We start from the raw sequence: 12,772 nt of genomic DNA on the forward strand, positions 1-12,772 counted from the left end.
TTCTGTCAATTCTTACGTCAAGTGTTAAGCTTCATTTCCTTTCTGCCGTTTCATGACCGCAAGCAATGCAAAGATCGCAAGGGCAATCGCAGCGATAGACACAACAAGGATGATCATTCTTCCCGGTCCGCCGGTCTGCAGGGTCAGCTTTCCACTGTCCGCAACCCGGAATACCGGATTGGTAACTTGTGTGTCATTGACACTGGTAACCTTATGGTCTTTCAGCACCACCTTGATGTCATCCGCCTGCAGTTCTTTTCCGTTCGGTGCTGCTGTCTCTCGAATATAATAGGTGCCATCTTCCAGTCCTGTCCATGTGACATAGCCATCGGCTCCGGATACCTGCTCCGGATAATCCTTTGGATTTGCTCCGGTGCTGTTGTTCTGCTGATACCGGGACTTGTCCGCTTTCAGAAGAACAAATTTCGCTCCGGCAAGGGACTGATGGTTGTTGTCGATCTTCATGATACGGACAGATCCGGAGGTTACATGGTCATCGCCATGCATCAGAAGAACTTTTCCGAGATCATCCCAGCGGATTTCAACCTTGTTCGGGATGTCTACTCCATTTTCCGGTGTAATCTCCGCAGTAGAATTGATCAACGTATCAAAGCGCAGCCGTAAATAATCCACGCCCTCATACTGCTTCTTTGAAATCTTCTCCAGTCCGCTGGCTGTCAAAGTGACTTTCAGCGTACCGCCCGCGGTTCCTTCAGTTGCTCCGGAAATGGTGTAATCTCCGCTGCTCAATGTCAGAAGAATATTTGCGTTCGTTTTCTCGGAATCAACCACATCCACTCTTACATTTCCCTTGTAATCCAGACGGGAGTCAATCACATCTGTGAAGGACGCTCCTCTCTGCTCCGGTTTGGAATCTTCCATTCCGGACGGGATCTTTGTTGTGATGCTCCATGTATGGATCTCATAACGGTTGTTGCTGACCTTGGAGACTACTTTCTTTGGCGTTGACACCAGGATACGAATCCTCTGTGCCTCGATGTTCTCTTCTTCTCTTGCCGATACGGACTCTCCGGAAAGATTCAGTGTTTCGAAAGCAACCAGCTGGCAGTTCTGATACTGCATGGCATCAAAGCTGTAATGAATGTCCGCGCTTCCAGAAGCCGTGAGATTTCCGCTCGTGGCTTTACCGGTTGTAAACGAGGTTTCCTTTGACCGGATTCCGGTATCGGTGAGGCTTCCATCCGCATTCACCTTCATCAGCTTTCCGGTTACTTCGTATACCTTGGATGGAGCGAGGTTTTCATAGATTACCTGGTCGGTCAGTGTGACGTTGGTATCAAATGCCTTCGTATCATCCGCTGCCTGTACCGGTTTTCCGTTTTTGTCCAGATCAAAGGCGATGATCTTCTCCCCGTCATTCGCGGTCTTGTCTCCGTTGACGTCCTGATACAGGATCGTGCTGATCTTCGGGAAAAAGACCATCTGCTCTGTATCATTCAGATCCTTGTGAGAGACAATCTCTTTTCCATCGACAAGGATAGACTCTGTTGCCACCACGGTTTTCCCCTGCATACCGGCTGCGTCGAACGTGAAGACGTTCTTTACTTCTCCGGTTTCACTGGTTACATTCAGGGTGGTCGAAGCCGTAACGGTTTTTCCGTTAATGGAAAGCGGCTGCCCGGTCGTCTTGTCGTACAGCGTTCCGGATACCGTGATCGTCTTTCCAATATAGGAGTTCAGGTTCTTAATGCTTACCGTATCCGTCAGTTTAACATCCTTCTTTGCTTCCGTATACTGTGATCCTTCCTCGTTACGAAGACTGGTGGATGGTACCGGAATCAGTGTATCGTTGACATCCAGTGACGTGTCGGACAGGCTGTTTCCTGTCTTCACAGAAATCAGATTTCCGCTGTCATCGACTCTTGCCAGGACGACAGATCCGTAGCTGGTTCCGTTAGATTCAGTGAAGGACGCGTCATTTTCATATCCAGTGGCGGCTTTGGATTCTTGAATAGTGATGGTGCCGTAGGGAATCGCAGTGCGTGTGCCTGAAGAACCCTTTATCGTATATAGCTCGTCACCACCAACCTTATATGTATTATTGAATACAACGGTATAAAGTCCTGTTGTCGATCTATATTTCGCCGCAAATACCCATGTTCTTGTCGCCTTCTCCGGAAGCTCCGACAGGCTGCTGTAGTAATTGTTGTAGTACTTTACGGTAAACTCCGTTCCTTCCAGCGAAGGAACATTTGCGGTAGCATTTGCTGTATTTTTATTGATTGTAATGGCAATCGGGTCGTTTCCGGGTGTGTCGGTTACTTCGATTGTTTTTGTCGTTCCCTCTGTCAGAGTATCCCCTTTTACTTCATTTGACAGAACATACCCTTTGGGAGCTGTCAGCTCTTTGACGTAATAGGTTCCCACTTCAAGTTCTACCGTATTGGTATCGCCGTTTGCATTCGTAGCCAGCCGTTTTCCGGTATCCTGCGTACAAGCCTTGTCCTTATAGACGCCGTATACTGCACCTTTCAGCGTATAGCACGGATTTCCTTCGGTCATCTCCGGATTGGAGGATGACTTGTGAAGACGAAGGGAGCCCTTTGGGGTAGCAGGCGGCGTTGTCGGGGTTGGCGTAGGCGTTGTTGTTGTATGCGGGGTTGTGGTCGGGGTTGGAGTAGGTGTTGTTGTTGGCGGCGGAGTATTAACGTAGTTTTGAACATCTACTGTTGGTGTTCCGCCCGATGGAGTGGCTATTCTAGTACTGCCATTGGCCGTCATTTCTACAATAATATATTTCCATCCAGTGTCAGGCGTAACGTTACCTGGCCATTTCGTCTCCTTAACTGCAATTACATAATAACGATTACCTGCAACCCAATCATCGGTGCTGCTATAGATTCGATCGGTACCTGTTACGGGTCTTGTATATTCTTGGCCAGGATAAAGTGTTTCACCCCAGGGATACCAATCCCCGTTGTTTACACTGTAATTCCGCGGATAGGAACCGCCGAAATCACGCATTTTGGCTTCGAACTGAAAATCGCTATTTGTATAAGTACCGTAATTTGTTACAAGTGTCCCGTCAACGTACTTATTAACCTTAATTTTCAGTTCTCCACTCGGCGGGCGGTACGTATTCGTAACAGATTCTGAAGCATATGCCAAAGCTACTGAGGCCGTACCGCTTGCAGACATTGTTAAAATCGCATAGTTCCATCCATCGCCGTCTCTTCCGGGGTCTTTTGTTACACCAGATGGAGCGCCAGTTTCTCGATAAGCAATTACATAATACTTGTTCTTGGCTACCCAGTCACTAATACTACTGTAACTTCCGGCGACCCCTTTCGTGTCCATCGAGTATTCCTGACCGGGATGAATAGTGCTCGGATTAAAAGGATACCATGTACCATCACTTACACTAGGCTTTGACGGACGGCTGCCTCCGTAATTACGCATCTTTACTTCAAACGTGAAATCGCTGTTATCATAAGAAGTAGAACCGGTTACCTTCTGTTGGCCTCCGGTATCCATTCTTTGCAAATATTTATCGAGTCGGATTTTAATTTTTCCGCCGCTGGGAGGTGATGACGGTTCGTTTTCTGCTACAGCATAAACAATAACAGTCGTATTGTTAAACGTGGCGGAAGCACGCACTTTATTCAAACCATATTCATACAGCCATTCTCTCCAGTTCTCACTTGTTGCCTGCCCATTATTGTAATGAACAGAAGCCCAGGTTGAACCAGGAAGTCCAGAACCATTATCCGCCCGCATGTGGGTTAAGGTGTACCAATCCTTTTCCGGATAATTATAAACAGGATATGCCTGATTATCATTGCCGATGGTATAAATACCAATCGCTCCAACAACTCTGGCTTTATTTGTGTTTGAACGAGTCGCCGCATCCAGTATAGCGGTCCTTGCTGCCTCGTTATACAGATGCACATAGTTTGTAACATTGTTATAATCAATAGAATTTAACGTGCGTCCGATTGCAACCTTCTGAATCCATTGTGTTCTGAAATCGGTAATCTTGCTGGTCACTTGATTATCATTACCAATGTCAGCATTTGTACTGCTTCCACCATCGTGCCATACAAAGAAACCATGCACGTTTCCAATTGCTCCGCCTCCGGATGCTCCTTCACTTCCGGATCCTCCATTGGCTGCTTTGATGCCGTCGGATGTGCTATCCGTAGTGTCTTCATCCGTCTTACTGTTGTCTGTTGCGACAGTTGTGAAGATCGTTTTGTTATCGGCTGCAATCTTTCCTTCTTTTGAGTAGATACCCGAAAGTCTTGCAGCTGCTTCGGAAGTCGATGCGGCGGCTACATAATAATCAACGGTATCGCCGTAGTTGGTATCCTTGATTTTCTGTCCTTCCTCGTCTGCCGCGCCAGCGATGATCGCTTCGTCAATTCCGCCGGGAATGTAATATTTGGCATTTTTGCCGTTGTTTCCCGCGGCACCAATCACCACAATTCCGGTCTGAACCGCCTCTTTTACTGCCTCTTCCACTGCAGAAGTCTCCGCAGTTTTTGTTCCGGAAAGGGACAGGTTGATCACGCTTACTTTTCTTTCGATGGCATACTTGATAGCCGCTGTTACCGAAGACGGGGTTCCGTTTCCGTTTGCGTCCAGAGCCTTGATCGAAAGAATTCTGGCATCCGGATCCTCTTCGGTGATATAGCCCGCCATCTGTGTTCCGTGGCCATTGTCATCGGAAGCATCGTCGCCAAGCATGGAAACCGCCTCTGTGACATTGCCTCCTTTTGACGCACCGGTATCAATCAGGGCAATTGTTCCCTTCTTGACATTGCCGGATGGCGCATCGGCGAGCTCTGTCAGAGGGTTGCTCTCCTCTGTCATCACATGATCCTCTGTGACATCCGTGATATCCGTATCTGAATCTGCGGCACTGAGACTTGCGTTATCGATATCGACAAAATCCGCTGTCTCAAGGTAGCTGTCATAAGCCTTTTTCGCTGCTTTTTCGCTCGGATACTGAATCAGGTACAAACCGTCATACGAAGACAGGATGTGATCCTGATCGTCCGCCACGACGGACGCATCGTCTGTCCCAACCAGAAGGCGGGCAGACGAAAGATCGGATTTTTCCATCACCGTATCTTCTGCTTCATCCGTGTCCTTCATCAGGATGGATGATTCTGATGAAGACGAAATTGATGCGGATGAAACGCTTGCGGAAGAAGACTTCACGGACTCTCCCGCAAAGGTTGTTGCAGGAAAGCTCGTGACAGCCAGAGCGGCCGCAAGGATGATGTTCAGTGTTTTCTGAATTTTCCTCATTTTTTCTTCCTCCTGCGTGTAACAAATAAGACGATTCCAATGATGCAAACCGAAGCGGCTGCCAGGATCATATACAGGATCGGCAGAGTATCACCCGTCGGGGTCCCTCCGGATTTATCGTCTGTATGCTTCGGCGGCTTGTCTTTGCTGTTGACAAACTTTACCTTTGCCGGAGTTTTCCGTACAATGCGTCCGGAAGTACCCTCTGCTGTGGTCTTGTACCCGTTCTTGTTCGCTTCCACCTCGGTTACCTTGTAGTCCGAACCGCATGGAATCATCGTAATGGTTGCAACTTCTCCGGATTTCAACTGAATCTTGTCTCCGGTTTTGATCGTTCCTTTTGTTCCGTTTGAAATTTCATACGGAACAGCAAGGCTGGCATCTGTCGTCTTAAATTCAACAACAAAATTGAACTTCTGGTTTGTGTCTCCGGCAGTGCCGGTTACCTGTTTGCTGATGACAATGTCGCCTGCAGGCAGGGCCTTCGGCTCCACTTTCAACTCGTAGTTCCAGAAGGTACGGTCGATCTCCTCGCCGTCACTATAGGGCAGCTGGAACAGGAACGGGGTTGACGCGTAATGTTCTGATGCCGGAGAAGTCTCCATTCCAAGGTAAACCCCAAGCGCCATCCCGCTGATTGCGAGTTTTCCGTCCTCACCTGTCTTGCCGGTATAACTCGGCCCGATTTCCGGATGATCTTTGTAATATGCCTGTACCTTTGCCGCAATTTCTTTTGCGTCCGTATTCTGATCGATGGTAAGATCCGGAATGATGGAAACGTACTGGTTTCCTACGGATGTGACCGTATCCGGTTCGTCCGCGGACGGTTTTTCTGCCTGATCTTCTGAACTGTCGTCGGTCACCGAACTGGAGCTTACCGCTTCCGATTCCAGACTTTCCGATGCGTTTAAAGTGGGATCCGCGTCCGTTTTTGATCCGGAAACGGCGTCCGTGTCTTTGCTTGCGGAAGCCTTCGAAAGGTCAGATGCATCTTCTGCCGTGATCTGCATGTTCAGGTCCGCGATCTTGTAGAATGTGAATTCCGCGTCCGTGACCGGATCGTTTCCGTCCAAGGTGTCCTGATAGTCAATGACAACCGTTCCGGTCTGTGCCGGATCAATGACGGATGACCGGGTGTCCGGATTCTCCGCCGCACCAACAGGCACTGCAGACAACCCAAGAGCCACGCAGCAGGACAGGCAGAACAATTTTTTCAGAAATGTTCCTTTCATCCTTCGCTTTCTCCTTTCTTTTTCTTTTTCTTCAGGATGCACACGCATCCGGTTGTTCCAAGAGCAGCAGGAATTGAGATCAGCAGCGCCATCTTGATCCATGGCAGCTTGTCGTTGTTCTTCAGGAGAATGGTTTCTCCCTCGGATTTGACCGGGATGTCCGGATAGGTCCGCTTCCCGGTGACAAGAAGTCGGTGGTCGTTAATGCCGTAAGGGGTGCAGGTGTAAAGCGTGACGAGATCTTTTCCGTCCTCTACCTGCATGTAGGGATCACAGTCGCCCGGCAAAAGGACACGGATGTCTTCCACCGTGTAGGCATGCTCTTCATCCAGAATCCGGATGTAGAACTTGTCTCCTTTCGCAAGCTTTGTCAGGTCGGTGAAAATCCGGTTGCTGATGAGCCCCGTGTGGCCGGCAATCACTGCGTGGGTGCTGTCTCCGCCATACGGAAGGCTTGTCCCGTACATGTGCCCGGTTTCATATTCCAGCTCGCTGTCTTTGGTTCCATGCGCCACCGGAAGGTAGACGTTGATTTTCGGAATGATGATATATGCCATCGCGCCGTCTTTCTGGTCCAGGATGGATTCATATTCCGAATCCGTGGCATCCGCGCCCCGATAGCTGAAGAAGCTTTCCTTCTGCTGTTTGGCGATTTTCTGGTTGTATGCTTTTATTTTTTCTTTCTCTTCCGCAATCTCTGACTTGCTCATGCCATCGATTTCGCTGCTGTAACCGGTATATTTCGTTACCGCAGTTGCCAGATGGTACTGGTCAAGGATCAGGGGAGAAAGAAGTCCCGCGACTCCCGCGGTAAGAATCAGCCATACGGTAAGAAGTAGTATTTTTCGCTTCATCAGGGTGTCCTCTCTTCTTCTCTCTTTTCCTGCTGCAATCGGATGATCCGACAGGACATTTTCCATGTCCTGCCGAATGTCGGATTGTGTCAGGACTTATACGGTTTTCTTTTTCTTTCTGGTAGCCAGAACAAGAACGCTGCCCGCGCCGACTACGATCAGAAGGGTTGCGCCGTAAACCATTGCACGGCCCTCGCCGCCGGTCCGAAGGTTCAGGGACTCGTAGTTCTCAACATTGAAGGAGGCAGTGCCTTTGGCTACAGCAATCGCTGCGGTATTTCCGTCCGCGGTAATGGTGGTCTTGTCTGCATCCAGAGCACCGGTTACGCCGTGGTTGGAGTTGGAATCGTCGGTCGGAACCGAAGTCAGAGCGATCGTCACCTTGGACTTCAGGAGCTCGTGGCTCTTTGCGCCGCTCTCGTCTTCTCTTCCCTCAGTTGCGGTCTCGGTCATGATATAGTGCTCTTCATCAAGGCCCTTGATGTACAGTTTTCCGTCGGAGCCCGGATGTACGGTTGTCACAATGTCGTCCGTTTTTTCCGAGGTACGGTCATACAGGTGGTAGATGCCGTCACCCTCTTTGACGAACTGGACATCGCTGTCCTTCACATGGTTCTCATTGCTGCCTGCTCCGGTTCCTTCTCTCTTGAAGGTGAAGGAAACCCGAGTCGGATCCTTTACGCCGTTTTTCTTTACATTCAGCTTGTAGGTATATACACCAACCTTGTTGCCCTTGATGGAATGGTCGGTATCTGTTTCGCCGCCGTTATCAGAAGTATTCCAGGTCAGGGTCGGCTGGTTCTCTTCCTCCACCTGATCGCCGACATGCTGGGTATCCTTGTTCAGTACGGAATCAAACAGGATCATGACCTGACTGTCCTCGGTAATCGCATTCAGCTTCTCAAGTCCGGCCTCTGTCAGAGTAACCGTGAAGGAGCTGTTTCCGTTACTGTCTTTTTCACCTTTTGCCAGGTCGTAATCATCCTTGGTCAGCTCGACCGCACTTCCGCTCTGAAGCTGGAAGCTGTCAGTGAGGGTGCCGTAATCGCTCATCTTCTCCGGGTTCGCAATACGGGGAACGATATAGACGCCGTTGATCTTGTCAAAGGTAAGACCATTATCCATGGTATCAGTCTCGACAAACTTTGTGTACGCGTTGCCATCCTGCAGCATCGGTGCTTCCGGAAGAAGGACCTGATGAACCGTCTCACCAATCTCATAATCGCCGTGGTCAATCAGGGTATCCTTATCGTCTTCCTTGATGATCCGCTTCGGGTTGTTGATGGTCTGGTTCTTCGGATAAACCGTGACGTCATACTGCCATGCAGTACCCGCCGCATTATTGCCGATCGTGGTCTGGTTGGTCATCGGAACGGAAACCAGAAGCGGGCTGGACTGGTTGGCAACGACCTCATCACGGGTGGTTTCTCCAACAACTTTGTCCTGTCCGGTTGCCGTCTGGTGCGGGTCCACGGTGATCTGGCCGCTCTTGTCGCTGTAAGTACCACCGTTTGCAATCTGCGATGCTGTTGACTTATCCTCTCCGGTCTGCGGATCATAACCGGAAATATCAGTCTCGCATACGAGGTACAGGCCGAGCGGAAGCTTGTCCAGTACGGTCTCTCCGTTTGCATCGGTTGTGCCGGTGAAAATGGTCTTCGCGTTGTTGCCGCGGTTGTTGATCACAAAGTCATTCAGGGACTTCTCTCCGCCCTGCGCCGCGTTGATGGTATCCATCACCTTCTGCATGGTTTCCGTGGTATACGCCTGGGTATCGCCGCTTCCATCCGGGCGGGTGACTACCGGAGCGGAACCGTTAGTTACCAATGTTCCATCCGCATCCTTGGCTTCTGTCAGCTGCTCTTTGGCCACGGAATTCAGAATCAGGCTCTTGAAATCCTGGTCAAGATTGTCGAAATAAACGCCGACGCCGTTCTTTGTGGTCAAAGTTTCGATGTCCGCAACCTTGATGGCGGAGAATTCCACGCCCTTCATCGGGGTTTGGGTAGCGCTTGTCGCTCCCTGTGTACCCTTGTTGTCAATGGTCTTGCCGTTGTTTTCTTTTACCTTGAAGATGGTGATGCTTCCGCTCTTCGTGGTGTCAATGGTTGATGCGGTGATCTGCGGGTTTGCGGAATCCGCGAAAACCGGGGCCGCCATGGAAGTCATTGCCATTGTTGCGGCAATGCTCATTGCAGCCAGATTTTTGATTCTGGATTTCATACGATTTTTCATTTCTTTTCTCGGGGCAACCAGCCCCTCTCCTTTCTGTGACTGTGTGGTAAAAAAGTTCTTTATGTTGCTCACGGACCGTGGGTCCGGATGGGCCATCGTCTGCTGCCTGTCATCATTTTTCCTCCTTTGCCTTGTTTGCTTGATTACGATTTCAATCCACGGGCTTCATGCGGGGCCCGACGATATATTTACAAAGAACGCTACTTTCATATATGACTGATTTTGTTTTTGCTAATTTTCACTTTTTGCAAAGTAGAAATACATAATCTTTTGCATAACAGAAGCAAAATTGGTATGACCACGGGGCCGCGTTTTTATATATGACTGTTTTTGTTTTTATTTTTTTCTTTTTGGAGATTTTTTTCTTAATAGAGAGTTTTCCTAATGGAGAGTGTTAAGAGTCGTCGTGAATGAAATGTCGAAAAAATGCGGATGGAATATCTGCATGAGAGGAAACATGTTCTGTTTGTGCGGACCTTATGAGAAACAGATGCGTAAACAAAAAATATGCCGGACCGCACCTGACCGACATGAGACGTGATACAATAACAGAAATGCTGTCAACGCTTTTATCGAAGAAAAGCCGTCCGGAAGACAAAATACAGGATTTGGAAGAAAATTATGACATACCAGTCACAGAGGCGGTCCGTAAGGAGGTGAGCAGTATGTGTAACTACAGCAGCTATATTTTTTCTGAAGGAGTAAAACAAGGAGAGAAACAAGGCGAAAAAAGAGGAGAAAAAAGAGGTGAAAAAAGAGGTCGTGACGAAGGAATCGTTCTTGGTGCAATTGGCATCATGAGAGATGATGGTGTTGCAGAAGAAAAAATTATGCAGCGGATCATGAAGAAATATCAGGTTTCAGAAGATGACGCAAAACGTCTGATGGACGAAGAAAAAGAGCTTGTCTGATTTCCAAAGACACTTAAAAAGGCTGCTACACTGTTCTTAGTGCAGCAGCCTTTTCAAGATGATGTCTCATTTCATGACTCCGAGTTTTGCCTTTAATCTTTATTGACTGTCGTGCCATATAATAAGATTGAACCATAAAGGTTTCGTGTGGCGGCACGTAAAGCTGTACTGCACTTGGGCAGGTTAATTACCACGGACGCGATGATACTCGAAAGGGTATCCAGTCACCCCTTGGATAATGGGGAGTCCACTACGGGGACTTAAGATACCGGAGACAGAACGATATCCGAAACGATATCCAGACTGACATCCAGTAAATAACCGCTAAGATATCACAATACTAGGTAACTGTTATGGCTATCTAGTGTTTTTTAGCTTCTCCACGATTTTTGATTTTACTTCAATTCTTTTGGTACCAGGAAATTTATCCGCATTTTTCTTCAAAAATTCCAAAGCTTGCAGCGGATTATCTTTTATCAAACGCAACATAGTATCATATGCCTCATCTTGAATCGCCTTACTCTCATAACGAGAAATTGTAGTTTCTCCCCAACCAAGTAATTTTGTTAAGTCTACTTGAGACAGTCCATAGCTTTCTCTTATTGCCACGATTTCATCAGAAGTAAGTAATCCATGTTTTACACGATATGCATTCCTAGCATTGAGAAGATTTTCATTTGTCATAGAGCCAGTTTCAAATTCATTTTCCTCATCATCTGCATTTGCACAAAAATAAAACCTCTCTTCATAGGTTACCTTATCTCCTTTCAGAGTAATCGTTGCAAAGCGTTTTCTTTCTTCCACTTCATGCGTTTTGTCGCACAAGGGACAATCCATATGAACCTTTCTAATTAATGTGCTAGGCTCCATCATTTGCCTCCTTTCCATTTACGTATATAGGAATTTCATGCAGGAATTCTCGGCCATTCAATTGCCGAGATGAAAGCATCGTTTAGTAAAAAAATATATGAAATAATGTATGTTTTTTCTTTCAAAAGGTAGACATATCTTCCGTCTGGTTCGCTGCCCCAACTATATCGGCGAAATGAAATCTGTGCTATTTCACCGCTTTTCTTCGCACTGCTTTACTCTTTCCCTCATGAGAACTTTCGCCCTTTGCTGTACACCCATCCACTGTTCCTCCGTTAACTCTTCCGGACGTTGCATCGTGCGTATCGTGTTCAGATTAAGCCGTTTGGCACACGGAAGAGATTGAAGAGCAGCTTGTTTTAAGGACATGTCGTGTTCGGTGGTTTGTGCGATGATCTTCGTGTCTTCGGAAAAAGCATGATCGTGATCGAACAGCGGGTGTAAATCTCCCAGTTTTCCGGTGTCTGCATCAATGAAAAAGCCCCAGTTTTCTCCGTGCCGGTCTGAATTGCTCAGTAGATAATCACATACCTGCATTTCATGATATTTTGGGTTCTGTTTGATTCGTGTATACGGATTTATATTTTCGTCGTTGCAATGTTCTTCATAATCATACCAGGTGACCATGGATCTTTGCTCACTGGTGATTATGGGGCATTTCACTAATTCTTCGTTCCTTTCGTCTATTTTTCGAATCTGTTCTTCCTCTGTCCTTTGATGGAGTTCGTTTGAGGCATCCAGATAAGGTACGTGGTCCGCTCCGATTGCATCCAGGATTTTCGATGCCGCCACTTCTTTTTTGCCAATCTTGTAAAGCCACAATTTTTGATTTGCATCGCGATACCATGCCTTTGCAGAAAGCCCAGCCGTTGATGGTTCCGGTGTGTGAATATGCCCGTGGAACATCTGTTTCTTGCCAAATAGGCTTGTTTCCGCTACATCCTCGGATATATCAGCCCTATACAAGCTTACCTCTGCCCAGCTGATATCTTCTGCTTCCTGCCTGATCCAGTAGCAATCCGACAATGACGCGAAATGCATGGATGCTGCGGCGGCATACGTGTTTGACCGCGGCAATCGCAAGCCATCCATAATCTTTTCTGCATTGGAACGGCCCATGCTCATGACACGCGTCCCGATCCATCCATGATAGATACTGTCAAAATCTACCTCCGGGTTACGAATGGCCAGAGGCAGCAAATCCGGACGCAATACTTCCACAAAAAATCCTGTGATTTTTACAACAGGAATATCTTTACTCATGAGATACTGTGGCTTCGTGTAATTCGTCATGGATTTTTCCTCCTGATTATGACAGTATTATTGCACATTTCGTTGTACGCTCGCAATCATTTGTCCTCGCTTGTTGTTACGAGCCGCTTTTCTCTTCTACATT

The 12,772-nt window shown here is 47.8% G+C and carries 7 protein-coding genes; 1 reads left to right on the forward strand and 6 read right to left on the reverse strand.

The features are described from left to right. Positions 1-24 precede the first annotated feature (24 nt). The 4 genes from ACTNDI_RS11685 to ACTNDI_RS11700 all read right to left on the reverse strand — a co-directional run bounded on the left by ACTNDI_RS11685 (position 25) and on the right by ACTNDI_RS11700 (position 9,595). Complete coding sequence (locus tag ACTNDI_RS11685; protein ID WP_441101158.1) at positions 25-5,274, reverse strand: VaFE repeat-containing surface-anchored protein; 5,250 nt, start codon at positions 5,272-5,274, stop codon at positions 25-27. Continuing rightward, entirely contained in the window at positions 5,271-6,506 is a 1,236-nt protein-coding gene (locus ACTNDI_RS11690) for a DUF7601 domain-containing protein (RefSeq protein WP_441101159.1), read from the reverse strand. The genes ACTNDI_RS11685 and ACTNDI_RS11690 overlap by 4 nt, the downstream gene beginning before the upstream one ends. Further along, positions 6,503-7,360 (reverse strand): class C sortase, encoded by an 858-nt coding sequence (locus tag ACTNDI_RS11695; RefSeq protein WP_441101160.1) that lies wholly within the window; start codon positions 7,358-7,360, stop codon positions 6,503-6,505. Before ACTNDI_RS11695 ends, ACTNDI_RS11690 begins: the two co-directional genes overlap by 4 nt. A gap of 96 nt (positions 7,361-7,456) precedes the next feature. After that, positions 7,457-9,595: a SpaH/EbpB family LPXTG-anchored major pilin gene (locus ACTNDI_RS11700; protein WP_441101161.1), complete on the reverse strand. Its 2,139-nt coding sequence runs from the start codon at positions 9,593-9,595 to the stop codon at positions 7,457-7,459. 665 nt (positions 9,596-10,260) lie between these two features. On the opposite strand from ACTNDI_RS11700, the gene ACTNDI_RS11705 reads away from it, so the two are divergent. Further along, on the forward strand, positions 10,261-10,506 hold the full coding sequence (locus tag ACTNDI_RS11705; protein ID WP_441101162.1) for a hypothetical protein: 246 nt from the start codon (positions 10,261-10,263) through the stop codon (positions 10,504-10,506). Between the two features lie 357 nt (positions 10,507-10,863). Here ACTNDI_RS11705 and ACTNDI_RS11710 read toward each other — a convergent pair whose 3' ends face one another. Together ACTNDI_RS11710 and ACTNDI_RS11715 are read right to left on the reverse strand one after the other, a co-directional pair. Further along, positions 10,864-11,376 (reverse strand): type II TA system antitoxin MqsA family protein, encoded by a 513-nt coding sequence (locus tag ACTNDI_RS11710; RefSeq protein WP_441101163.1) that lies wholly within the window; start codon positions 11,374-11,376, stop codon positions 10,864-10,866. A 192-nt stretch (positions 11,377-11,568) separates the two neighbouring features. Beyond that, positions 11,569-12,669 carry a hypothetical protein gene (locus ACTNDI_RS11715; protein WP_441101164.1) on the reverse strand — a complete coding sequence of 367 codons (1,101 nt, stop codon included), beginning with the start codon at positions 12,667-12,669 and terminating at the stop codon, positions 11,569-11,571. Positions 12,670-12,772 lie beyond the last annotated feature (103 nt).

This window comes from Bilifractor sp. HCP3S3_D3, from assembly GCF_052063915.1.
Taxonomy (GTDB): domain Bacteria; phylum Bacillota; class Clostridia; order Lachnospirales; family Lachnospiraceae; genus Bilifractor.

Bases quoted from the DNA above. Each gene is read 5' to 3' on its own strand.
- ACTNDI_RS11715 (WP_441101164.1), bottom strand. From the start codon at position 12,669: ATGACGAATTACACGAAGCCACAGTATCTCATGAGTAAAGATATTCCT.
- ACTNDI_RS11700 (WP_441101161.1), bottom strand. From the start codon at position 9,595: ATGAAAAATCGTATGAAATCCAGAATCAAAAATCTGGCTGCAATGAGC.
- ACTNDI_RS11690 (WP_441101159.1), bottom strand. From the start codon at position 6,506: ATGAAAGGAACATTTCTGAAAAAATTGTTCTGCCTGTCCTGCTGCGTG.
- ACTNDI_RS11695 (WP_441101160.1), bottom strand. From the start codon at position 7,360: ATGAAGCGAAAAATACTACTTCTTACCGTATGGCTGATTCTTACCGCG.
- ACTNDI_RS11705 (WP_441101162.1), top strand. From the start codon at position 10,261: ATGTGTAACTACAGCAGCTATATTTTTTCTGAAGGAGTAAAACAAGGA.
- ACTNDI_RS11710 (WP_441101163.1), bottom strand. From the start codon at position 11,376: ATGGAGCCTAGCACATTAATTAGAAAGGTTCATATGGATTGTCCCTTG.
- ACTNDI_RS11685 (WP_441101158.1), bottom strand. From the start codon at position 5,274: ATGAGGAAAATTCAGAAAACACTGAACATCATCCTTGCGGCCGCTCTG.